The sequence below is a fragment of the Kribbella sp. NPDC000426 genome, from assembly GCF_040300265.1.
Lineage (GTDB): Bacteria > Actinomycetota > Actinomycetes > Propionibacteriales > Kribbellaceae > Kribbella.
This window is the reverse complement of the sequence record NZ_JBEPDK010000003.1, coordinates 851,501-873,012: the sequence shown is the minus strand read 5'-3', so window position 1 is coordinate 873,012 and position 21,512 is coordinate 851,501. Positions and strand designations below refer to the sequence as shown.

Sequence of the window (21,512 nt, the reverse complement as noted above, 5' to 3'; positions counted from 1 at the left end):
GGGCGATGAGGAGACTGGTGCTGTGTATGTTCCCAAGCACTTTGCCCCGGACGACGACGCCGTACAGGAGCTGCTGGCCAACCACGGCGCCGCCGATCTGATCACGATGACGGCGGACGGGCTGGTGGCGACCATGCTGCCGTTCATCTACGACCGCGAACGGAACGTGCTGCTCGGCCACGTTGCCCGCAACAACGATCACTGGCAGCGCGAGGCGATCGGCGACGCGCTGGTGATCATGCGCGGCCCGAATGCCTACGTGTCACCGGCCTGGTACGCGTCCAAGCAGGAGCACGGTCGCGTCGTACCGACCTGGAACTACGTCACGGCGCATGTGTACGGCGGGCTGACCGTGCACGACGACGCGGCCTGGGTCGAGGACGTCGTACGCCGGTTGTCCGACTTGCACGAGCGCGGCCGGGCCGAACCGTGGTCGGTCGACGATGCGCCGGAGAAGTACGTGCAGGGGCAACTGCGGGCGATCGTCGGCGTCGAGATCGCGATCCACCGGATCGAGGCCAAGTTCAAACTCAGCCAGAACCGCCCGGCCGCCGACATCGACGGCGTGATCGACGGCCTGCACGAGGCCGGCGAAGACCCCACCGCCGACGCGGTCACCCGCTATCGGCCCTAGCCCTTGAGCAGGCCTCGTCTGAAGGCCTCGGCGACCGCGGACGCGCGGTCCGGTACGCCAAGTTTGGCGTAGATGTTGAGCAGGTGGGTCTTGACCGTCGCCTCGCTGATGAACAGGTGGGCAGCGATCTCGCGGTTCGTGTTGCCGGCGGCGACCAGCTCGACGACCTCGAGTTCGCGCGGGCTGACGATGTCCGGCGTGGACGGTGTACGAACGTGGTTCATCAACGTGTTCGCCACCGACGGCGCGAGCACGGACGTCCCGTCCGCGGCGGCGCGGACCGCGCGGATGAGCTCGTCGCGCGGTGCGTCCTTGAGCAGGTAGCCGGTGGCGCCCGCCTCGATCGCGGGTACGACGTACCCGTCGGTGTCGTACGTCGTGAGCACGAGGACCCGGGCCGTCACGCCGAGCTCTGTGAGCCGGCTGATCGCGGCCAGCCCGTTCACGCCGGGCATCTGCAGATCCATCAGGATCACGTCCGGCCGCGCCGACTCTGCCAGCTGGATCGCCTCGGCGCCGTCGCCCGCCTGGCCGACGACCTCGAACCCGGGCTCGGCCGCGAACATCGCGCTCAGCCCGTCCCGGACCACGGGGTGGTCGTCTGCGATCAGCAACCGGATCATGCCGACGCTCCCGAGATCGGCACGGTCGCGGAGATCGCCGTACCGAGACCCGGCTCCGACTCGACCGACAGCGTCCCGTTCAGCGCCTCGACCCGCTGGCGCATCGCGACCAGCCCGAACCCGCCGGCCTCCGACGACGTACTGCGGGACGGATCGAACCCGACGCCGTCGTCGCGGACGTCGAGCGCGACCTCCTTCGCCATGTACGACAGGGTCACACCCACCCGCGTCGCCTGCGCGTACTTCGCCACGTTCACGAGCGCCTCCTGGGTCGCGCGGAGCAGAGTCGATTCCGCCTCGGGGGTCATCACCCGCGGCGTGCCGGTCGTGGTCAGCCGTACGTCGGTGCCGTGCAGCGCCGACCACCGCCGTACGACGTCCGCGATCGCCTCGCTCAACGTCGCCGACTGCAGCGGCTGTGGACGCAGCGCATGCACCGAGCGCCGAGCCTCGGTCAGGCTCTCGCGGGCCAGGCCGACCGCGGTCGACACGTGCCGCCGCCAGTCGTCGGCGTGCTCGGCGGCCTGGAGCTGGGTGACGATCCCGGTCAGACCCTGCGCGAGCGTGTCGTGGATCTCGCGGGCCATCCGCTGCCGCTCGTCGATGACGCCGGCCTCGCGGGCCTGGGTCAGGAGCTGCTCGTGGAGGTCCACGTTCTCGGCGAGCGTCGCCTCGAGGCGGCGGTTGGTCACGGTCAGCGCGTCGACCGCGTCCTGCCGCTGCTGGCTGAGTACGTCGCCGCGCCGGCCGAGCCACGCGGCCAGACACATCCCGGCCACGTTCACCCCGATGACGGCGGCGCAACCGAGCAGGCCGAGCACTTCGGTCTTGGGGATGTCGTACGACTGCGCCCAGCCGGCGATGACCGCCACAGACCCGATCCCGATCAGTTCCACGGGCCACGACAGCAGGATGAAGGTGTAGAAGTACCCGGCCGGCGTGAGGAACCCGAACCACGGATCGCGGACCACGAGGACGGCGAGCAACAGGACGAACCCGGCGATGAAGATCCCCATCGGCCGGGTCCGGGTCCGCCAGGCCGGGCGGAGCGTGAACATGCCGAGCGTCCACAACGCGATCAGCGCGCACAGCACCAGGTCCACGGCCAGCGACCCGGGCTGTTCGCGCTTGATCACGATGGTGACGGCCGTGATGCACGCGAGCAGCACATACGGCACCACCGTCAACCGCACCGGCCAGGCTTGCTCGCTCATGTCAGTTAGTGAACACCGAGCGCAGGTGCTTGCCGTTCACCAGCAGGGTGACGCCGAGCAGCAGGAGTCCGCAGACGGCCTGCTCGCCCTTCATCCAGAGCGGGAACGGGCCCGGCAGCGAGATGATCACGACGATCGCGACCAGCATCACCGCCGACACGATCCGGAGCCGGAGGTACCCGCGCCGCGAGCCGCGTGCCGCGCTGCGGGCGAACAGGAAGGTCAGTGCCGCACTGCCGACGACGATCGTGCCGCGGGTCCAGACCGCGTCGTTCACCATCGACGAGTGGTTGCGTAGGGCAATGATGGCGATCAGGGTCAGCACGCTGATCGCGAGGTAACTCGCCACCAGCAGTTGCACGCTCCGCAACGCGGCCGCGCTCCGCGGGTGGTCGACGTTCACCGGGGTGGTGGTCATCTTCGGTCTCCGTTTCAGGGTCGATCTCGATACCCCGACTCTCCCGCGAACCCCCCGTCCCCCACATCGCCCACCCGGGCCGACCTCCCTCCACCGATCGGTTGATCCCACCCCTCAGACTGCCCGGGACAGGCACATGATCGTTGCCCCGAGCACCTTTCTTCCGTGTCAGTTTGTGCACGGACTGTCACGGAGAGTTTGCGGCTGCGTGCAGATGTCCGGACACCTCTGGCGGTCGTGTGACCGGTCGGCAGATTGTCGAGTCAGGCAACGACATCGACGAGGAGAAGGTTCGAGGCAGGCCGTCGACCACGGGAGGGTCCGGACGCGTGCTCGAGACTTATCGCGGTATCCCGCACCTGTTGGACACCTGGCTCGTGCTCACCGGCATGACCCTGCCGATCGCCATTTCCGCACTGCGCCGTCCGGGCGCCCTGATCCCCCGGCTGGCCGCGTTCTGTATGCCGGCCGCGTTCGCGCTGATCATCGCGGCGACGCTCAGCCCGACCCCGCACCGCCTCGGCCAGATCGGCGAGTGCGGCACCCACCTGACCACGACCGGCGGGCTCACCTCGCTCCAGGGTCTGCTCAACATCCTGCTGTTCGTCCCGGCCGCGGGCATGCTCACGCTGGCCAGCGGCCGCCCGGGCGACGGCATCGCTGCCGGAGTCGGGATGTCGGCCGCGGTCGAGGCGGTCCAGGCGCTGATCCCGCAACTCGGCCGCTCCTGCCAGCTGCACGACCTGATCGCGAACTCGATCGGCGCCGTCTGCGGAGTCAGCCTCGCCGCCGGTCTGCAGAGCCTGACCCGGAGCCGCTACCTGGTCGCCACCCCGCAGTACGTCGTCGAGCATGCCGGGCTCCTCGTCGTACGACAATCGCGGCGCCCGGCCCGGCATCGGCGCGGCACCCTGGTCCCGGTGAACCGGCCGGGCGCGCCGGTCAGATATCACAGAACGAATACACAGTTATCCGGATAGTTATCCACAGGCTGTGGATAGAACGGTGCATGACCGCGTGATTACCTGGGGATATCCACAGGCTAGGGCCGGACATCCAGCCCAAGCGAGGCGGCGACGACCATCGCCTGGGTCATGTCGACCCGTGCGTCCCGGAGTGTCACGGTCAGTGGATCGAGGGTCGACAGATCGGATCCGCGCAGGTCGGCGCCGGTCAGATCGGCCCGCTGGAGGCTGGCTCCGGACAGGTCCAGATCCCGCAGCGACGCCTTCGCCGCCCGGATCCCGGTCAGCTCCGCCTCGCGGAACTTCGCGCCGCTGAACTCCGTCCCCTTCAGATCCGCGCCCGGGAGTGCGGTGAACGACCAGTCCCCGCCGTTCACCTTCAGCAGGTTGTAGGTGCAGTCGTCGAAGAAGCTGCCGACCATCTTGCAGCGGGTGAACGTCGTGTCGAACAGCGAGCACCGGACGAACGTGCAGTTCACGAACGCGGCGTCGGTGTGCGTCGAGGCGTTGAACCGGACCCCGCGGAACGTGCACTCCTCGAACACCCCGGCGCGGTTGTCCACCTCGGTGAGATCGGAGTCGACGAACAGCACCCGCCGGTAGGTCTGTCCGGACGGATCCGCGTCGTCCCAGTCCCGGATCGTCGACTCGGTCGGCACGCCTCGGCGTCGGTCAGCCATGACTCTCCCTCACTTGTCGGGCCTTCACCCTGTCATGCCGTGCCGACACTGTGATGCTGACGCAGGCCGACCGACAAGTATGAACCGCACGATGGAGGGGTGACCGGAACGGAGCGGGTGATGGTGTTCGGCGCCGGAGGCTTCCTCGGCGCCAGGATCTGCGCGCTGCTCGACGACCGCGGGGTGGAGTACCGCGGCCTGAGCCGGACCCGGAGCGAGCCGTACCGGCGTTGCGACCTGACCTCGATGCATCCGTACGCGCTGGACACCCAGATCGGGATGTACAAGCCGACCGTGGTCATCAACGCGGTCGGCGCCACGCTGGGTGAGCCGGCCGAGCTGGTCCGGGCGAACGTGATCGCGGTCGAGGCGCTGCTCGCCTCGGTCCGGGACAACGCCGGCCACGCCCGGTTCGTCCAGCTCGGCTCCGCGGCGGAGTACGGCGGTGCGCCGCACGGCACGAGCCTGGACGAGCAGACCGTGCCCCGGCCGCTCGGTCCGTACGGGCTGACCAAGCTGGCCGGCTCCGAGCTCGTCCTGCGGGCCCAGCGCGGCGGCGCGGATGCCGTCGTACTGCGGATCTTCGACGTGATCGGTCCGGGCGCGCCGGAAAGCACGCTCACCGGCCGGGTCATCGAGGACCTTCGCGTACGGCACCTGATCGAGGTCGGGTCGCTCGACGTGTGGCGCGACTTCGTCGACGTGCGGGACGTCGCCGAAGCCGTCCTCGCGGTCGCTCTCGCCGACGCCACGCTGCCCCCGGTGCTGAACGTCGGGACCGGGCGGGCGACGCTGGCCCGCGATGTGGCGGGGCAGTTGTTCGAGCTGAGCGGTCAACCGGCGACGATCGTGGACGACGCCGAGCAGGAGACCGCGCTCGGAGCACCGTGGCAGCAGGCCGACACGACGCTCATCGGTGAGCAGCTCGGGTGGTCGCCGAAGATCGCTCTCGACCAGTCCCTCGCCGACAGTTGGGCATCTGGACAATAGGTCCGTGGAGATCCGTTCGATCAGTGAGGCCGCGCCGGATCGGCGACCACCTGCGGTGAACGAGGACCTGGTCCTGACCGGACCCGATTTCGCGGTCCTCCTCGACGGCGCCAGCGCTCCCCGGGTGTACGTCGACTCCGGCTGCCGGCACACGGTCGCCTGGCTCGTCATGCAGCTGGCGACCCAGCTCGCGACGCCGCTCCTGACCCACTCGGCCGCGCCGCTCGCCGACCTCCTCGCCGACGCGATCACCTCGGTCCGCGCGTCCCACGCGGGTACCTGCGACGTCAGCAACCCGGACAGCCCGTCGTCCACCGTCGCGATGGTCCGCTTCGACCCGGACCGCATCGAGCATCTCGTCCTCGCCGACTCGCCTATCGTCATGCGCTCGCCCGACAGCCGGGTCACGGTCCACAGCGACGACAGGGTCGACCTTCTCCCCGATCGGACCCTCGAGACGGTACGGCGACTACGCAATCAGCCGGGCGGCTTCTGGGTGGCGAGCACCGAGCCCAAGGCGGCGTACGAGGCCGTCACCGGCACGACGGATCGCGCTGCCGTCGAGACGATCGCGCTCCTGACCGACGGCGCCTCGCGCTACACCGAGCGGTACGGGCACTCGTGGGACGAGCTGGTCGACGTACTCACGACCGAAGGTCCGCGGCAGTTGATCGAACGGGTACGGCAGCACGACAGCGAGGCGACGCTGAGCGGCAAGCGGTACGACGATGCGAGCGTCGTGCTGCTTCAGGGCCCGTAGGTCGGGAAGTCCGGGCCGGGGCGGTGGTACCGCGGGGCGTACTGCGGAGGCCCGATCGGCCGCGGCACGCCCTGGATCGGGGGCGGGGTGGCGCGGGTGTGCTGCCAGTCGGTGACCTGAAGCATCAGGAGCGACGCGGTCACCGCGGCCACGATCAGTAGCACGGTCGCGACCGTGAAGCCGATGTCGACGCCGAGCGCGACCCGGACCATGAAGTCCTGCATGTCGTAGATGTCGACGTACGGGCCGCCCGCGTCGCTGCTCTCCGCCACCTGGACCAGGCGGATGAACCAGATGATGAACCCGATCACCGCGACCGTGCCGCCGCCGACGAGGATCACCCAGAACGCCGTCCAGGTCGCCCACCAGCTGTACAGGAGCGTGCGCACGCGGCCGGACCGCGGCGCTTCAGGCGGCTCGCTGGCCCTGGTGATGTCCTGCACGATCTGGAACGGGTACCAGAACTGCACGATCGGGCAGAACCAGGCGCCGACGACCCAGCCGTTCGCTCGCCGGTGCGGACCGCGCATCGGGTCGGCAGGGAAGGCCCGGCGCGGTGCGAAGGGTGAGTACAGGAAGTCGGTGTTCTCGCGGGCCTGCCACAGCCAGATCAGGAAGGCGATCCCGGTCCCCATCAGCAGGTAGCTGACCAGGTTCAGCAGGGGGCCGGTGCCGGAGATGGACTCGACGCCGCGGTCGATCTCCTCCTCGGAGAGCAGCCCGTACACGAGCCGTTTGACGTCGTCGTACGAACGCCAGAGCAGCACGGACTGGATCACCGCGGCGAGCGAGGTCAGGCCCATCAGCACGATGCTGACGATCGCGACCTTCCGCAACGGCCGGTACCGAGGCATCGGCTGATACGGCATCGGTTGGTACGGCATCTGCTGGTACGGGACCGGGTACGGCCACGGTCCCTTGTTCGGCCCCGGATACGGCTGAGTCACCCTTCCACCTCCCCGCAGCCAAGTTAACCCACACCCGGATTCACACCGCGGCGAAAGTCTCCCGTACTGCGGGCAGCGCGAGTTCGCGATCCACCGCCGACAACCCGATCCGGGTCCGCCGGTCGAGGACGTCGTCCTCGGTGAGCGCGCCTTCGTGCCGGACGGCGAACTGCAACTCGGCGTACGTCGTGTGCAGGCCCGACGCGATCGGCTGCTGCAGCTCGGGTGGACCGGCGATCACCTGCGGCGCCTCCACTCCGTACCGCTGCACGAAGCGCGCCGGCGCCTTCACCGCGGCCAGCCGCACCCGGTCGGCCGCCCCCACCAGCGGGATCCGGTGCGTTTCGCACGGCCGGCGTACGTCGAGGGACGACTGCTCGATCGCCTTGTCGAGGACGTCCTGCGCCATCCGGCGGTACGTCGTCAGCTTGCCGCCGACGATCGTCACGACGCCGTCCGGGCTGGTGATCACCGCGTGCCGGCGGGAGATGTCGGCGGTCTTGTCCTCGCCCTTGTGATGGCCTGTGTCGAGCAGCGGTCGCAGTCCGGCATAGGTGCCGAGCAGGTCCGCACGCGTCACCGGCTGCTGCACGGCGGAGCTGATCGTGTTGAGCAGGAAGTCGATCTCGGCATCGGTCGCGTGCGGCACGTCGTTCACCGGGCCGGGCGCGTCCTCGTCGGTGAGGCCGACGTACACCCGGTCGTCGGGCGCGGGGATCGCCATCACCACGCGGCGGAGCTCGCCCGGGACGGGGACCGTCAGGACGGCGGAGAGTCCGCCGAAGACCGATTGCGACAGGACCAGGTGGGTGCCGCGGCTCGGTCGAAGTTTGATGCCGGAGGCAACTTGATCCGCCCAGATCCCGGCCGCGTTGATCACCGTCCGGGCGTCCACGGTCCGCCGGTGGCCGGTGAGCTGGTCGACCAGGACGGCGCCGCGCCCGGTGACCTCGGTGGCGGCGACCCGGGTCAGGATGCGAGCGCCGTACTGCGCCGCTGTCCGTGCGATCGCGACGACCAGCCGCGCGTCGTCGTACAACTGGCCGTCCCAGGTGAGGAAGCCGCCGCGCATCCCCTCGGGCTTGAGCGTCGGCGCGTAGCGCAGGATCTCGGCGGAGCTGACCCGTCGTGAGTGCGGCAGGTAGTCGTCGCTGGTACGCGCGAACGTGCGCAGGACGTCACCACCGAGGAACGCCGACCGCAGCAGCGCTGCCTGCCCGAAACTTGCCTGCGGCAACCAGGGCGCGATCTGCGGGATCGGGTGGACCAGGTGCGGCGCGGTCGTCTTCATCAGGATGCCGCGCTCGACGGCGCTCTCGTAGGCGATCCCGACATGGCCGGACGCGAGGTACCGCAGGCCGCCGTGGACGAGCTTCGAGCTCCACCGGCTGGTGCCGAAGGCCAGGTCGTGCTTCTCCACCAGGGCAACGGTGAGTCCGCGGGCGGCCGCGTCGAGCGCCACGCCGGCGCCGGTGACCCCGCCGCCGACGACGAGCACGTCCACGCTCTTCAGCGCGTCGAGCTCGCGTGACCGGCGGGCCGCATTCAGGCTCGCGTTGCCCAGGCTGATCATGGCGCCAAGTACCTCGTGAGCATCACGCGCAGCTCCTCGTCGAGCTTGGTGTACTCGTCCTTCTCCGCCATCACCGGCCCGGACACCGCCGACGCCAGCGAGACGAGGATGATCTGCCGGGCCAGCCACACCGGGTCGCCGTCGCGGATCGAGCCGTCGGCCTGACCCTGGCGGATGCCCTCCTCGACCAGCGCCAGGTGCGCGACCGTGCTGCTGCCGCGACGCTCCAGCAGGTACGGCGTGAGGAACTCGGGGTCGAGCTCGATGATCTTGCGCATCAACGGGTGGACCCGGGTCTTCGCGACCACCTCGACGACACCCTCGACCAGCCGCGCCCGGCCGTCGGCGGCGTCGGGCTGGAACGCCGAGACCAGTGCAATCGTCCACTCGCGGGTCATCAGCGCCGCGACCACGGCCTGCACGTTGGGCCAGCGCCGGTACAGGGTCGCGCGGGAGACCTCCGCATGCCGGGCGATGTCGGCCATGGTCATCCGCCGCATCCCGATCGCCAGCAGCAGCTCGTACGCCGCGTCCAGGATCCGCTCTTCGCCGATCGCGTTCGCGGGGGTGGGACGGCTGCTGGTCTCTTGATCCGATTCGCTGCTACGCTGAGACATCACATGCCAAAGTGTATCAGCGACTTCGGCATCCCGGAACTGTCCAGGGGAGGTGGGAGCCAGGGGGTTCCACCTCCCCTGGACGCTACCTCGCAACACCATGGAAAGGCAGCCACCGATGACCGAATCCGACCTCCCGGTGGCACAACTCACGCCCGGCCGCTGGGGCGACCCGGCTCAGGTGGTCGAACTGCCCGCCGCCGCGCTGGACGCCCTCAAGCACCTGGGCGTCCACCGACCGAGCGACGCGGGCGCCTCGGCGGAGAGCGGTGGTGACTCGGCGCCGGGAGCGGGAGCGGCGGGGGCGCCGGGGGCATCGGCCGGCCGCCGTGCGCCTGCCGCGGCGGCGGATCGGCCCGGGCTGACCGAGGCGCAGCTGGACTTTCTGGCCTCGGTCGTTGGGTCCAAGCACGTGGCGTCCGACGTGGACTCCCGCTGGGCGCACACCAGGGGCTACTCGACGACGGACCTGCTGCGGTTCCGGGCCGGCGACGTCTCAGACCTGCCGGACGCAGTCGTCTACCCCGCCTCGCACGACGAGGTCGCCGCGCTGCTCGCCGGATGCGCCTCCGTGGGTCTGGCCGTGGCGCCGTACTCCGGCGGCACCTCCGTCGTCGGCGGTCTCGCCCCGACCGGCCGGTTCATCACCGTCGACCTGCGCCGACTGGACCAACTGGTCGAGCTCGACGAGATCTCCCGGACCGCCACCCTCCAGGCAGGCGTCCGCGGTCCCGCGGCCGAGCACCTGCTGGCCGAGCGCGGCTACACGCTCGGCCACTTCCCGCAGTCCTACGAAGGCGCCTCGATCGGCGGCTACGCGGCAGCGCGATCCAGCGGCCAATCCTCGGCCGGCTACGGACGCTTCGACCAGATGGTCGTCGGCCTCACCCTCGCAACACCTCGCGGCACCATCGAGCTCGGCCGCGCGCCGATGTCGGCGGCCGGCCCGGACCTGCGCCAGCTGATCCTCGGCTCCGAAGGCGCGTTCGGCATCATCACGTCGGTCGTCGTGCGCATCCGGCCCCGCCCGACCGAGCGCCACTTCGAAGGCTGGCGGTTCGAGAGCTTCGACGCCGGCCTCACCGCCGTACGACGGCTCGCGCAGGACGGCCCGCTACCGACAGTCCTCCGCTTGTCGGACGAGGTGGAAACCGCCGTGAACCTCGCCGACCCGGACGTGCTCGGCGGCGGCTCCGGTGGGGTGCTCGCGATCATCGGCTTCGACGGCCCGTACAACCAGGCGACCGCCGACTTCCTGACAGCAGCCGGCGGCGAGAACCTCGGCGAAGGCCCCGGCGAGACCTGGCGCACCGGCCGGTACCGCGCGCCGTACCTCCGCGACCCGCTCCTCGACGAAGGCGCGCTCGTGGAAACCCTCGAGACGGCGGCGTTCTGGTCGCGCATCCCCGCCCTCAAGACCGCAGTGACCGAAGCCATCCTCGGGGCCCTGAGCGCGACCCCGCCGCTGGTCCTCTGCCACATCTCCCACGTCTACGAGACCGGCGCCTCGCTCTACTTCACCGTCATCTGCGCCCAGTCCGACGACCCGGTCGACCAGTGGCTGACCGCGAAGTACGCCGCCAATCACGCGATCGCCGACGCCGGCGGCACGATCTCCCACCACCACGGCATCGGCACCGACCACCGAACGGCGTACCACGCGGAGATCGGACCGCTCGCGGTCGAAACCCTGGAGGCCGTCAAGCACACGCTCGACCCGGACGGCGTCCTCAACCCGGGCATCCTGATCTGACACCCTTGACTTCAAGCTTCCTTGAGGTATGACGGTGTCGGCATGACACCTGATTCCTCGAACCGTCCTGTCGCGCTGATCACCGGGGCGTCCGCCGGGCTGGGGCTCGCGCTGGCCCACGGGCTGGCCGACCGCGGCTGGACGCTGGTCATCGACGCCCGGGGCGCCGGTCCGCTGAAGGACGCGGCCGACGCCCTCGCGAACCGCACCGATGTCGTCCCGCTGGCCGGAGACGTGACCGACCCCGACCACCGCTCCGATCTGGTCGAGGCGGTGGTCCAGCTGGGTCGTCTCGATCTCCTTGTGAACAACGCCAGCTACCTCGGACTCAGTCCGCTGCAAGCACTCGCCGCAACTGACCTCGACGAACTGCGTCGCGTCTACGAGGTCGATGTAGTCGCACCGATCGCGCTGACACAGGCGCTGCTGCCCGCGCTCACCGCAGCGTCCGGAGTGCTGATCAACATCAGCTCCGACGCCGCAGTCGAGGCCTACGAGACTTGGGGCGGCTATGGCTCGGCCAAGGCTGCCCTCGACCACGCCACGCGTGTCCTGGCGGCCGAGCACCCCGCGCTGTCCGTGTACGCCGTCGATCCGGGCGATCTGCGTACTGCGATGCACCAGGCTGCGTTCCCAGGCGAGGACATCTCGGACCGGCCGGAGCCGGCGACCGTCGTACCCGCGTTCCTGAAGTTGCTGGACAGCCGTCCGGCGAGTGGGCGGTACCGTGCGGCCGAGTTCGCGCCCGCGGTGACGTCGTGAAAGTGCACCCACACACCAGGTTCGTCCTCCCGGACGCACTGAACGCCGGCGAACCACCGGAGGCACGTGGCCTGCGGCGGGATCAGGTGAAGCTGCTGGTCGCGGAGGGGTCGACCGTCACGCACACCCGCTTCGACCGGATCGGCGACCACCTCCGGCCCGGAGACCTGCTGCTGGTCAATACGTCCGGCACACTGCCCGCGGCGGTCGACGGTACGTCGGCGACCGTGCACTTCTCGACCGCACTCGACGACGGCACCTGGGTGGTCGAACTGCGCGACGGCGGCTCACCGAAGTTCGACGGCACGGCGGGTCAGCAGGTGGAGTTGCCGGAGGGCGTGCTGACAGTGCTGGCGCCGTACCGGGGGTCGGAGAGCAATCGCCTGTGGATCGCGCGGCCGCCTGTGCCCGACGTACTCGGCTATCTGCAGCGGCACGGACGTCCGATCACCTACGACTACATCGGCAAGCGCTGGCCGTTGGCGGCGTACCAGACTGTCTTTGCGCGCGAGCCGGGCAGTGCGGAGATGCCCAGCGCAGCAAGGCCGTTCAGCTTCGAGCTGGTGAGCCAGCTGGCGTCGCAGGGCGTGCTGATCGCACCGATCCTCTTGCACTGCGGTGTCTCGTCGCTGGAGAGCCACGAACCACCGCAGCCCGAGCGGTACGACGTACCTGCGCACACCGCTCGTTTGGTCAACTGGGTCAAGGCAAACGGCGGACGAGTCATCGCTGTGGGCACCACTGCTGTCAGAGCGATCGAGTCGGCTGCGGATGCCTCGGTCAAGCCGTCGCAGGGGTGGACCGAGCTGGTCCTCAGCCCGGACCGGCCGCCGCACGTAGTAGATGGGCTCATCACTGGGTGGCATGCACCGGAAGCGTCGCATCTGCTCTTGCTGGAGTCAGTGGTCGGCACCGAGCTTGTGCAACACGCGTACGACGCTGCCGTACAGCAGAACTACCTGTGGCATGAGTTCGGGGACAGTGCTCTGCTGCTGCGGGGTTAGGCCTTCGTTCCGAGGATCAGGTGTTCGCGATCGAACAGTGCGGAGGCTACGCGCCAGCCGACGCGGTTCAGGACGAGGAGAACTGCTGCAGCGACTACTCCGGTCAGCGGGGACACGTCGATGACGTTCAGCGCGATCAGGATCGCCACCGCCACGGACGGGAGGCTTGCGAGGCTGGAGAGTTGCTGGGCCACGCGGATGTCGTTGGCTCGGGTGGAGATCACGATGGCGACCCAGATCGACCATCCGGCCAGCAGCGGCGTGAACACCAGCTGGGCGATCACGTCGGACGGGCGGACGAGCGCGGCAGCCACACCGGGCTGAGCGAAGAGTTCGACGCAGGCCAGGAACACCGCGAAGACGGCGTACGCGACGATGACCGCGGGGATGAAGGTGGCGAGCGCCTTGCCGAGCAGCAGCTCCTCGCGGCGGATCGGGGTGGTCAGCAGCGGCTCGAGCGTGCCCTGCTCCCGCTCGCCGACGACCGAGTAGGAGGCGACCAGCGACGGCACGAGGGCCGGGATGCCGAGCATGTACAGCAGCACATGTTCGTGCCGCAGTGGCTCCGAGGCCGATGACGACAGCGCGAAGACAGCGACCAGCGGCTGCACGGAGAAGATCAGCGGAATGATCGCCATCCCAACGACCATCGAACGGTTCCGCCGGAACTCGCGCAGTTCCTTGGTGACGACGGCACGGACCAGCCTCGGGTTGAGGGTCATGACTGACCTGCCGGTATGTCGATGAGCTCGAGGTAGACATCCTCGAGCGAGTGGTGTGACGGGCTGATCGACAGGACGTCCGAGTCGGCCTGCACCAAGGCCCGGGTGACCGCCGGCGCTGCCTGGGTCGGATCGCCCACGGCCAGGACGTACATGGCGACGTCGTCCTCGTGCCAACTGCTGACGCCCGGCACACTGCCGAAGACCTGGTCCGGCGCGGCCAGCGGGGCCGCCGTACGGACGGTGAGTGTGCGGGCGAAGAGTTCGTCGCGTAGCTGGTCGGGGCGGCCGATGGTGCGCAGGGTCGTGTTGAGGATGGCGACCCGGTCGCAGAGGCGTTCGGCTTCGTCCAGCCGGTGTGTGGTGAGGAAGATCGTGACGCCGCGCTGCCGGAGTTCGTCGATCAGGTCGTGTACGCCGCGGGCCGCGACCGGATCGAGTCCGGAGGTCGGCTCGTCCAGGAAGAGAACCTGCGGGTCGTTGAGCAACGCCCGGGCCAGGGCGACCCGTTGCCGAAGACCCTTCGACAGGGCGCCGCAGGTGTCCTGAGCCCGATCCTTGAGGCGTACGGCGCCGAGCACCTGCTCGATGCGTTTAGTTGCCGTTGGCACCTGGTACAGGTCGGCGAAGCAGCGGAGGTTCTCAAGCACGGTCAGGCGGAGGTACAGGCCGGGTGACTCGGGCATGATCGAGATGCGCCGCCGGATCTCGACGGCATTGTCCGGCGTGAGCGCAAGCCCGGCGACGCTGGCGGTGCCGGACGTCGGCGTGAGCAGCGTGCCCAGCGTCCGTACGGTCGTCGTCTTGCCGGCGCCGTTCGGTCCGAGGAAGCCGAACACCTCGCCGTACCCGATCTCGAACGAGACGTCACGGAACGCCACCCGGTCGCCGAAGTGCTTGCTCAACCGGTCGGCCGACAACGCCGGTCCGGTCGATATGGCGTCCATATCGACCATGATTCCACCGGCGGCGCGAAAAACGAGGCCGGTTCAGCGCGGCCGGGTTGCGGCAACCGCCTCGTTCGCCCGGCGTTCCGGGGTTTTCCGGGTCGGCTCGTGTTCGAGCGAACTGATCCAGCTGGGCGACTCCGCCGCCCGCACGAACGGATGCCGCTCGTTACCGGGCCGCGCCCGCTTGTCCACCGCACGTGGGCTCATATCCAGCCGTCCTAACCAGTCGGTCCCCCGTCGGGACGTCACCTGATTAGACGAGTATTTCGCCCTGCCTGTCACCCGCTTTAATCCAACCGAACGAAAGTTGTGGCCTAGGCCGCTTGTTTGTTGCGGCGTTTGTGGTTGGACAGCTGCAGGAAGATCCAGGCCAGCGCGGCGCCGACGACGAAGCCGCCCAGGTGGCCTTCCCACGAGACGTTGGGGATCGCGAAGGACAGGACGGCGGTGACCGCGACGTACATGATGATCCACGTGATATCGAGCCCTCGGGCCCGGCTGATCACCAGGAGGGCGCCGACCAGGCCGAGGACCGCGCCGGACGCGCCGAGGGTCGCCGAGCCCGGGGCCGCCAGCAGCCACACCGCGACGCTGCCGCCGAGCGCGGACAGCAGGTACAGCACGATGAAGCGGAGCCGGCCCAGCATGTGCTCGAGCGGCGGACCGAGCTGCCAGAGCATGAACAGGTTCGAGAAGATGTGGAAGATCTGTACGTGCGTGAACGCCGACGTGAGCAGCCGCCAGGGCTCGCTCTCGGCCAGCACCGGGACCATCACCAGGTCCTGCAGGATCTGCGGGCTACCGGCGTGGACGGCGATGAAGACGAGCACGTTCAGCGCCAGGATCGTGTACGTGACGATGCTCTGGTTGGCACGCTGGATGCCGCCGAGCGAGGTCCTGGTCCGCGGGACCGAGCGGACACCCTCGTGGAAGCAGTTCGGGCACTGGAAGCCGACGGCGGCGCTGTTCATGCAGGACGGGCAGATCGGCCGGTCGCAGCGCTGGCAGCGCACCCCGGCGGGCCGATCCGGGTGCCGGTAGCAGACGGTGTCGGTCACGCGGGTGCGTCCTTCTTCGAAAGACGGGGCCGGTGGCGTGCCGGCCCCGCGGAGCGATCAGTCAGGCGTTCTTGCGCTCGATGACGACCTTGTTGATGACGATCGGCTCGAGCGGCCGGTCGCCGGGCGCGGTGTCGGCGGTGGCGATCGCGTCCACGACCTTCTTCGACTCGTCGTCGGCGACCTCACCGAAGATCGTGTGCTTGCGGTTCAGGTGCGGCGTCGGCACGACGGTGACGAAGAACTGCGAGCCGTTGGTGCCGTGGCCGTACTGGATGCCGGCGTTGGCCATCGCGAGCAGGTACGGACGGTCGAACTGGAGCTCCGGGTGGATCTCGTCGTCGAACTGGTAGCCCGGGGTGCCGGTGCCGGTGCCGAGCGGGCAGCCGCCCTGGATCATGAACCCGTCGATCACCCGGTGGAAGGTGAGACCGTCGTAGAACGGCTTGTTGGTGGGCTGACCGGTCTGCGGGTCGGTCCACTCCTTGCTGCCGTCGGCCAGGCCGACGAAGTTGCTCACCGTCGCCGGCGCGTGGTTCGGGAACAACCTGATGACGACGTCGCCCTTGTTCGTCTGCAGGGTTGCGTACAGCTCTTCGGCCACGGGAGTCACTCCTAGTCGGAAAACGCGGATTACCCCTCGATCCTGTCATGCCACTCCAAGAACCGGAGAAACAACCCGCCAACCCGGTGGGAGGTGTGGGAAAGGTGGGGTGGGGCACAGGGTTATCGGCTTGTTACGTCGTACGATGCAGATGCAGACGGATTTGTCCAGAGCCGTAGCCGGAAGAGCCCATGTCGCCGATGGGCGGGAGAGCTGTCCGCTCGGGCGGGTGGCACCGAGGAGGGAACCGTGGGTTTGAGGAAGTCCAAGGGCCGGGTCGAGGTCGCGAAGGACCGGGTCCGGCCATTCGCCGAGTCGGCGTCGGAGAAGCTCGGACCGGCCGTCGGCCAGGTCCGGGATCACCTCGGACCGGCTGTGGGCACCGCACGGGAGAAGGTGTCGCCGTACGCCGAGAAGGCCGTCGAGCGTGGCGCACACATCGCCCACCAGGCGGTCGAGAAGGCCGGTCCGGTGCTCGACGACGCCCTCGCCAAGGTCGGCCCGGCCACCGAGCACGCCGCCGAGAAGGCCCGTGAGCGGCTGAACGACGACCTGCTGCCGAAGGTGACCGCCGCGCTGGCGACCCTCGCCGCGGCAGCCGAGCCGGTCGTCGAGGAGACCGCTCGTCGCAGCAAGGCCACCAAGGCCGCGCTGAAGGGCGAGCTCGAGGTGCCGAAGAAGAGCCACAAGCTCCGCAACGTGGTGCTGTTCCTGGGCTTCGGCGCGCTCGCCGCGGCAGCGGTGAAGAAGCTGCTGACCCCGCCGGAGCCGGCCTGGCAGTCCACCCCGACCAGCGGCCGCGACTACAGCTCCGCCCCGGCCGGTACGACGTCACGCCCGGCGGACACGTCCGCGTCGCCGAACGGGAAGACGGAGTCGAACGGCAAGACCGATGCCAAGCCGGAAGCCGCGAAGCCGGAAGCCCCGAAGGCCGAGACGAAGCCGGAGACCAAGCCGGCCGCCAAGCCCGACACGGCCACGGACGACGCCAAGGACGAGGCCAAGGACGAGGCCAAGGACGAAGTGAAGGCCGCGTCGAACGGCGCCGTCAAGAAGACCACCACCAGGAAGTCGACGGGCTCGAGCGAGTCCAAGCCCACCGACTCCTGACTCCACCGCAACGGCGAAGGTCTCGCACCCACCAGGGTGCGGGACCTTCGTCTTTCACCGCTCAGTTCGGCTGCGGCTCCGGGTCGGCCTTCGTGATCGTGTAGCGACCGGCGGACAGCAGCTGCGTGGCGTACCGATGGGTGATGCACGGGTACGTACCGCCGCAGCTCAGGCAGACCGCGTCGTTGCGGTGCAGCCAGGGGACGACCTTGAAGCGCCTGATCCAGGTCATCGGCTCGCGGTCCGGAGCATGCATCTTCAGCGCCGCGCGAGCAGCGTCCTGGATCTCCGGGGCCGACCATTCCTCGGCGCTCTTGTCCATCAGAGCACTGAGGTCGGGGTGGAGGTGGTCAGTGGTGCGGTCTTTGTTCATTTGTATGTCTTCCAAGGCAGGTGGGAGGGCGCCTGAATCACTCGCTTCAAACGTTAGTGCCCCAGCACTGCCACCGCGCCCCGATCGGCCCCGATCGAGTGTCAGATCTTCGTCAGGTCTGGTCAGGTCCAGAGCGTCTCGAGCGTGACCCGGGCCTCGAGCTCGAGCAGGTGGCGCTTGGTCGGGATGCCGCCGCCGAAGCCGACCATCTTGCCGCCGGCGCCGACGACCCGGTGGCAGGGCACGACGATCGCGATCGGGTTCCGGTTGCAGGCGGTGCCGACGGCACGGGCCGCGCCGATGTCGCCGACGATCTTCGCGACGTCGCCGTACGTCTGCATCTCGCCGTACGGGATGCGGGTCAGCTGGGTCCAGACCGCGCGCTCGAAGTCGGACCCGCCGCGGACCGACAGCGGCAGCGTGAACTCCTGGAGCTCGCCGGCGAAGTACGCCTTCAGTTGCTCGGCGGCCTCGGTCAGCAACGGGTCGCTCGTGACCGGACGGTCGGCCGCACCGAAGTGCAGCCGGCACAGCCCGGTGTCGTCGACCGCGAGGGTCAGCTCGCCGATGGGCGAATCGATCACGGACCAGCGCATGCCCCCATCCTCGCGCCGCCCACCGACAGTTTTCTGGCGGAAATACGCCACCGACCGATGACAACGTGATGTTCTCGCCCGGTCACGCGGTGTTGTGCTATGTGTGATCCATGCCGAGCCAGGCGTCACAAGTACCGCTGGACCGGTGGTTCAGTTCTGAGCGGCCGATGGGCGTCAGCGCGTCGATCCTGATCGGACTGGTCACGGTCACCGCGTGGGCGACCGCATGGTCGGACTGGTACTCGTATCGCACACTCAAGACGTACGGCGCGGACCCGGCCAAGCTCGACGAGGCCGACCTGATCTCCGGCTCGCTCGGCATCATCTCCGCGCTCGCGCTGTTCGCGGCCGCTGCGGTGTTCATCATCTGGCTCTGGCGGGTCCGGTGGAACGCGGAGATGTTCCACCGCGGCCGGCACCGCTTCACCCGCGGCTGGGTGCTCGGCTGCTGGCTCGTCCCGGTGGTGAACCTCTGGTACCCCAAGCAGGTCGTCGACGACATCGTCGCGGCGAGCGATCCGCGGACCGACCCGCACACCGAGGCGCTGAAGGAGATCCCGGGCACCCAGTTGGTGTGGGCCTGGTGGATCACCTGGGTGATCGGACTGGTCAGCGGAAATATCGTGCAAAGAGGGGTACTCGCCGGCGCGTCGCAGCTCGGAGACCTGCGGACCAACGTCATACTGTCCTCCGTCTCAGCGCTGTTCACCACCGGCGCGGCCGTGCTCGCGGTGATCCTGATCCAGCGGATCGACGAACTGCAGAGCATGCGTCCATGGGTGCCGTGGTGGGCGGTCGGGACACCGCACAACGGCTTCCAACCCCCTGCGTTGTAAACCAACCTGACCGGGGCGGTGGGGTGGGAGAAGTATAAATACCGTCACGCCCCGTCCGGTACGTCGTTACCAATGGTGATGGGCGTACGAAAAGAACACGTTAAGTCGACACCCTCCGTGCTGGGGCCGACTCCCTTGGCGTACCTACTTCGTGGTATCAATGTGGCTCGGTCATGCGGGGGCAGGACCTGGCCGAAGCGCCGAACAGACGACGGAGTTCCAGCGACGCGAGGGACGCGAGACGTGAGCCACCCGCAGGCATTATTGACTGCTGTCGACGATCAGGAAGAGTGGCAGCCGCACGCGGCTGAAGAGTTCCAGCAGGTCGGGACGGTCGGGAAGATCGCCATCGGACTGCTCGGGGCGTCGACGATCACTCATCTGCTGTCGACCTGGTCCGACTGGAACACGTACTCCGTCGTCCACCGCTACCTCGGCGGGATGCCGAACGTCGACGACGCGGATCTCAACCGCGCCGACGCCATCGCCAAGGTCACCGCGATCCCGAACGTGATCATCTCGGTCGCCGCCGCGGTCGTCTTCGTCATCTGGCTCTGGCGGGCCCGGGTCAACTCCGAGGTGTTCTGCCAGGCCGATCACCGCCGCAGCCACGGCTGGGTGCTGGCGAGCTGGTTCTGCCCCGGTCCGAACCTCTGGTATCCCAAGCAGATCGTCGACGACGTCTGGCTGGCCAGCGATCCGAAGACCCCTGTGTACGCCGACGACCTGCGCCGGTTCAGGACCCCCGGCCTCACCTCGGTGTGGTGGGTGGCCTGGATCGGCGCTCTCGCGTTCGACGTGGTCGTGCGCCGGTTCCTGATGTGGATGGAAGCGACCGTCGGCTCGCTGCGCGGCATTGCCCTCGCCGGTACGGCGTCGCTGCTGCTGACCGCTGTTTCCGCGGTCGCGGCGACGATGGTGATCCGCAAGATCAACCACATGCAGACCACCCGCACGTGGGTGCCGTGGTGGGACCAGGGGCCGAAGCTCAGCGCCGTCCCGTCGTACGAGGTGACCCAGGTTCCGTCGTACGCGAACGACGACACCGACGAGCAGCCGGCGATCTCCGAGCCGATCGCCGCGTCGCCGGCGATGGGCCTGGTCCGCGAGCCGCAGCCGCAGCTGCAGATGGCGGGCGGTCCGCAGGCGCAGGCCCCGGCAGGCAGCCCGTTCGCCCCGCAGGCCCCCGCGCCGAGCCCCTTCGCTCCGACCCCGCCGGCGCAGCCCGCGCCGCAGGGCTTCCCGGGCGACGGCGCCGCCGCGCCGGCCGCGTTCGCCGGTGACCCGGTGGTCGAGGAGTCGCCGAAGTGGAGCCCGTTCGCTCCGGTCGTCGAGAGCTGGCAGGACAACGACGCCGGCCCGGCCACCGAGCAGTTCAGCCCGATCGAGTCGTGGCGGGACGAGAAGCCGGCCGCCGAGACGACGTACGAGTCGGCGTCCTCCTGGAGCGACTACCGCAGCAACGACGACGCCCTCGGTACGACGAGCACGACGAGCAGCTGGCTCGACGAGGCCGCGCCGATGACCGTTGTCCAGCCGGACCCGTACGCCTACCAGCCGCAGCCCACCGAGGAGTCGTGGGCCGCGCGCTACTCCGAGCCGTACTCGTACGAGACCGACTACACGTCCTCCCCCGTGGAGGCGCAGACCGCACCCGAGCCTGAGCCCGCGCCAGTTGCGCGCGCCGGTCGCCGGGCCGCTCGGGTCGCGGTCGACAGCCCGTCGGCGATCCAGCCGGCCGTCGAGAGCCACTCCACCTACGGTGCGGAGTCGGAGCAGACCAGCTACTCGTCGTACTCCGACCACAGCGTCTACGGCCAGTCCGAGCACACGCAGCCGTCGTCGCACGTGTCGGCGTCCTCCGGGTACTACGAGCCGGCCCCGGCGCCGAGCCAGAGCTACCAGGAGCAGGACGACTTCCTGACGCCGTCGAAGCCGCTCCCGCCGGTCCCGTCGTACGGTCCGGAGCCGACGTACTCGTCGAACAACGACGACTACACCAGCTACGAGTCGACGTCGTACACCTCGGACTACTCGCCGTACAGCTCGGAGTACAGCAGCAACAGCTACAGCTCGAGCAACTACGAGTACGACGCCTACAGCAACAACACCGGGTCGGAGTACACCAGCACCGAGTCCTACGAGACCTACAGCCCGAACTACGCGTCGGAGTCGTACGGCTCGCAGTACTCGCCGGAGCCGGACCAGACCGAGTACCAGCAGCAGACGCCGTACTCGTACGACGAGCAGCAGCCCACCGACCCCGAGCAGCCGCCCGCGCCGCGCACCCAGCCGCGCCGTGGCCGCTGGGTCTGATCTGATA

The 21,512-nt window shown here is 69.0% G+C and carries 24 protein-coding genes; 10 read left to right on the top strand and 14 right to left on the bottom strand.

Features of this window, described 5'->3' with window-relative positions; all coding sequences use genetic code 11:
* Positions 1-22 precede the first annotated feature (22 nt).
* Complete coding sequence (locus ABT313_RS18055; protein WP_350854472.1) at positions 23-634, top strand: FMN-binding negative transcriptional regulator; 612 nt, start codon at positions 23-25, stop codon at positions 632-634.
* On the opposite strand, the gene ABT313_RS18050 is transcribed toward ABT313_RS18055, so the two are convergent.
* The 3 genes from ABT313_RS18050 to ABT313_RS18040 are packed head-to-tail and all read right to left on the bottom strand — an operon-like array spanning position 631 to position 2,889.
* Positions 631-1,257: a response regulator gene (locus ABT313_RS18050; protein ID WP_350854470.1), complete on the bottom strand. Its 627-nt coding sequence runs from the start codon at positions 1,255-1,257 to the stop codon at positions 631-633. The two genes, ABT313_RS18055 and ABT313_RS18050, sit on opposite strands and share 4 nt — an antisense overlap.
* Positions 1,254-2,471: a sensor histidine kinase gene (locus ABT313_RS18045; RefSeq protein WP_350854466.1), complete on the bottom strand. Its 1,218-nt coding sequence runs from the start codon at positions 2,469-2,471 to the stop codon at positions 1,254-1,256. The genes ABT313_RS18050 and ABT313_RS18045 overlap by 4 nt, the downstream gene beginning before the upstream one ends.
* Position 2,472: 1 nt before the next feature.
* Complete coding sequence (locus ABT313_RS18040) at positions 2,473-2,889, bottom strand: hypothetical protein (protein ID WP_350854463.1); 417 nt, start codon at positions 2,887-2,889, stop codon at positions 2,473-2,475.
* A gap of 329 nt (positions 2,890-3,218) precedes the next feature.
* Here ABT313_RS18040 and ABT313_RS18035 point away from each other — a divergent pair, with 329 nt between their 5' ends.
* On the top strand, positions 3,219-3,869 hold the full coding sequence (locus tag ABT313_RS18035) for a VanZ family protein (RefSeq protein ID WP_350854460.1): 651 nt from the start codon (positions 3,219-3,221) through the stop codon (positions 3,867-3,869).
* Between the two features lie 62 nt (positions 3,870-3,931).
* Here ABT313_RS18035 and ABT313_RS18030 read toward each other — a convergent pair whose 3' ends face one another.
* On the bottom strand, positions 3,932-4,534 hold the full coding sequence (locus tag ABT313_RS18030) for a pentapeptide repeat-containing protein (RefSeq protein ID WP_350854457.1): 603 nt from the start codon (positions 4,532-4,534) through the stop codon (positions 3,932-3,934).
* Between the two features lie 99 nt (positions 4,535-4,633).
* On the opposite strand from ABT313_RS18030, the gene ABT313_RS18025 reads away from it, so the two are divergent.
* Positions 4,634-5,524, top strand: a complete 891-nt coding sequence (locus tag ABT313_RS18025) for an NAD-dependent epimerase/dehydratase family protein (protein ID WP_350854454.1) — start codon at positions 4,634-4,636, stop codon at positions 5,522-5,524.
* Positions 5,525-5,528: 4 nt separating this feature from the next.
* Positions 5,529-6,284 (top strand): protein phosphatase 2C domain-containing protein, encoded by a 756-nt coding sequence (locus tag ABT313_RS18020; protein ID WP_350854451.1) that lies wholly within the window; start codon positions 5,529-5,531, stop codon positions 6,282-6,284.
* Here ABT313_RS18020 and ABT313_RS18015 read toward each other — a convergent pair.
* Genes ABT313_RS18015 through ABT313_RS18005 form a run of 3 tightly spaced genes read right to left on the bottom strand, consistent with a single transcriptional unit; the run spans position 6,272 to position 9,421 of the window.
* Entirely contained in the window at positions 6,272-7,231 is a 960-nt protein-coding gene (locus tag ABT313_RS18015; protein WP_350854448.1) for a DUF4328 domain-containing protein, read from the bottom strand. The two genes, ABT313_RS18020 and ABT313_RS18015, sit on opposite strands and share 13 nt — an antisense overlap.
* A gap of 40 nt (positions 7,232-7,271) precedes the next feature.
* Positions 7,272-8,804, bottom strand: coding sequence for a glycerol-3-phosphate dehydrogenase/oxidase (locus ABT313_RS18010; protein WP_350854445.1), 1,533 nt, complete (start codon positions 8,802-8,804; stop codon positions 7,272-7,274).
* A complete protein-coding gene (locus ABT313_RS18005) occupies positions 8,801-9,421 on the bottom strand; it encodes a TetR/AcrR family transcriptional regulator (protein ID WP_134106415.1) in 621 nt (206 codons plus the stop codon). The genes ABT313_RS18010 and ABT313_RS18005 overlap by 4 nt, the downstream gene beginning before the upstream one ends.
* 118 nt (positions 9,422-9,539) lie before the next feature.
* Here ABT313_RS18005 and ABT313_RS18000 point away from each other — a divergent pair, with 118 nt between their 5' ends.
* Genes ABT313_RS18000 through ABT313_RS17990 form a run of 3 tightly spaced genes read left to right on the top strand, consistent with a single transcriptional unit; the run spans position 9,540 to position 12,940 of the window.
* A complete protein-coding gene (locus ABT313_RS18000) occupies positions 9,540-11,174 on the top strand; it encodes an FAD-binding oxidoreductase (RefSeq protein ID WP_350854441.1) in 1,635 nt (544 codons plus the stop codon).
* 42 nt (positions 11,175-11,216) lie between these two features.
* Positions 11,217-11,936 (top strand): SDR family NAD(P)-dependent oxidoreductase, encoded by a 720-nt coding sequence (locus ABT313_RS17995; protein WP_350854438.1) that lies wholly within the window; start codon positions 11,217-11,219, stop codon positions 11,934-11,936.
* Complete coding sequence (locus ABT313_RS17990; protein WP_350854435.1) at positions 11,933-12,940, top strand: S-adenosylmethionine:tRNA ribosyltransferase-isomerase; 1,008 nt, start codon at positions 11,933-11,935, stop codon at positions 12,938-12,940. The genes ABT313_RS17995 and ABT313_RS17990 overlap by 4 nt, the downstream gene beginning before the upstream one ends.
* On the opposite strand, the gene ABT313_RS17985 is transcribed toward ABT313_RS17990, so the two are convergent.
* The 5 genes from ABT313_RS17985 to ABT313_RS17965 all read right to left on the bottom strand — a co-directional run bounded on the left by ABT313_RS17985 (position 12,937) and on the right by ABT313_RS17965 (position 16,274).
* A complete protein-coding gene (locus tag ABT313_RS17985) occupies positions 12,937-13,662 on the bottom strand; it encodes an ABC transporter permease (RefSeq protein WP_350854432.1) in 726 nt (241 codons plus the stop codon). The genes ABT313_RS17990 and ABT313_RS17985 overlap by 4 nt on opposite strands.
* Complete coding sequence (locus ABT313_RS17980) at positions 13,659-14,609, bottom strand: ABC transporter ATP-binding protein (RefSeq protein WP_350854429.1); 951 nt, start codon at positions 14,607-14,609, stop codon at positions 13,659-13,661. The genes ABT313_RS17985 and ABT313_RS17980 overlap by 4 nt, the downstream gene beginning before the upstream one ends.
* Before the next feature lie 42 nt (positions 14,610-14,651).
* Positions 14,652-14,819 (bottom strand): hypothetical protein, encoded by a 168-nt coding sequence (locus tag ABT313_RS17975; RefSeq protein WP_350854426.1) that lies wholly within the window; start codon positions 14,817-14,819, stop codon positions 14,652-14,654.
* 107 nt (positions 14,820-14,926) lie between these two features.
* Positions 14,927-15,670, bottom strand: a complete 744-nt coding sequence (locus tag ABT313_RS17970) for a rhomboid family intramembrane serine protease (RefSeq protein WP_350854423.1) — start codon at positions 15,668-15,670, stop codon at positions 14,927-14,929.
* Positions 15,671-15,731: 61 nt separating this feature from the next.
* Positions 15,732-16,274: a peptidylprolyl isomerase gene (locus tag ABT313_RS17965; RefSeq protein WP_134106408.1), complete on the bottom strand. Its 543-nt coding sequence runs from the start codon at positions 16,272-16,274 to the stop codon at positions 15,732-15,734.
* A 249-nt stretch (positions 16,275-16,523) separates the two neighbouring features.
* On the opposite strand from ABT313_RS17965, the gene ABT313_RS17960 reads away from it, so the two are divergent.
* The gene (locus ABT313_RS17960) at positions 16,524-17,384 is read left to right on the top strand and encodes a hypothetical protein (RefSeq protein ID WP_350854421.1); all 861 of its coding nucleotides are present in this window, start codon (positions 16,524-16,526) and stop codon (positions 17,382-17,384) included.
* Between the two features lie 61 nt (positions 17,385-17,445).
* Here the strand turns inward: ABT313_RS17960 and ABT313_RS17955 are convergent, their stop codons facing one another.
* Positions 17,446-17,757, bottom strand: a complete 312-nt coding sequence (locus tag ABT313_RS17955) for a hypothetical protein (protein ID WP_350854419.1) — start codon at positions 17,755-17,757, stop codon at positions 17,446-17,448.
* A gap of 122 nt (positions 17,758-17,879) precedes the next feature.
* Positions 17,880-18,353: a methylated-DNA--[protein]-cysteine S-methyltransferase gene (locus ABT313_RS17950; RefSeq protein ID WP_350854416.1), complete on the bottom strand. Its 474-nt coding sequence runs from the start codon at positions 18,351-18,353 to the stop codon at positions 17,880-17,882.
* Between the two features lie 110 nt (positions 18,354-18,463).
* Here ABT313_RS17950 and ABT313_RS17945 point away from each other — a divergent pair, with 110 nt between their 5' ends.
* Together ABT313_RS17945 and ABT313_RS17940 are read left to right on the top strand one after the other, a co-directional pair.
* A complete protein-coding gene (locus ABT313_RS17945) occupies positions 18,464-19,189 on the top strand; it encodes a DUF4328 domain-containing protein (protein ID WP_350854413.1) in 726 nt (241 codons plus the stop codon).
* Positions 19,190-19,432: 243 nt separating this feature from the next.
* Complete coding sequence (locus ABT313_RS17940; protein ID WP_350854410.1) at positions 19,433-21,505, top strand: DUF4328 domain-containing protein; 2,073 nt, start codon at positions 19,433-19,435, stop codon at positions 21,503-21,505.
* Positions 21,506-21,512 lie beyond the last annotated feature (7 nt).

Coding starts and splice junctions, on each gene's coding strand:
- ABT313_RS18050 (WP_350854470.1), bottom strand. CDS start 1,257: ATGATCCGGTTGCTGATCGCAGACGACCACCCCGTGGTCCGGGACGGG.
- ABT313_RS18045 (WP_350854466.1), bottom strand. CDS start 2,471: ATGAGCGAGCAAGCCTGGCCGGTGCGGTTGACGGTGGTGCCGTATGTG.
- ABT313_RS18040 (WP_350854463.1), bottom strand. CDS start 2,889: ATGACCACCACCCCGGTGAACGTCGACCACCCGCGGAGCGCGGCCGCG.
- ABT313_RS18030 (WP_350854457.1), bottom strand. CDS start 4,534: ATGGCTGACCGACGCCGAGGCGTGCCGACCGAGTCGACGATCCGGGAC.
- ABT313_RS18010 (WP_350854445.1), bottom strand. CDS start 8,804: ATGATCAGCCTGGGCAACGCGAGCCTGAATGCGGCCCGCCGGTCACGC.
- ABT313_RS18005 (WP_134106415.1), bottom strand. CDS start 9,421: ATGTCTCAGCGTAGCAGCGAATCGGATCAAGAGACCAGCAGCCGTCCC.
- ABT313_RS18000 (WP_350854441.1), top strand. CDS start 9,540: ATGACCGAATCCGACCTCCCGGTGGCACAACTCACGCCCGGCCGCTGG.
- ABT313_RS17995 (WP_350854438.1), top strand. CDS start 11,217: ATGACACCTGATTCCTCGAACCGTCCTGTCGCGCTGATCACCGGGGCG.
- ABT313_RS17985 (WP_350854432.1), bottom strand. CDS start 13,662: ATGACCCTCAACCCGAGGCTGGTCCGTGCCGTCGTCACCAAGGAACTG.
- ABT313_RS17980 (WP_350854429.1), bottom strand. CDS start 14,609: ATGGACGCCATATCGACCGGACCGGCGTTGTCGGCCGACCGGTTGAGC.
- ABT313_RS17975 (WP_350854426.1), bottom strand. CDS start 14,819: ATGAGCCCACGTGCGGTGGACAAGCGGGCGCGGCCCGGTAACGAGCGG.
- ABT313_RS17955 (WP_350854419.1), bottom strand. CDS start 17,757: ATGAACAAAGACCGCACCACTGACCACCTCCACCCCGACCTCAGTGCT.
- ABT313_RS17950 (WP_350854416.1), bottom strand. CDS start 18,353: ATGCGCTGGTCCGTGATCGATTCGCCCATCGGCGAGCTGACCCTCGCG.
- ABT313_RS17945 (WP_350854413.1), top strand. CDS start 18,464: ATGCCGAGCCAGGCGTCACAAGTACCGCTGGACCGGTGGTTCAGTTCT.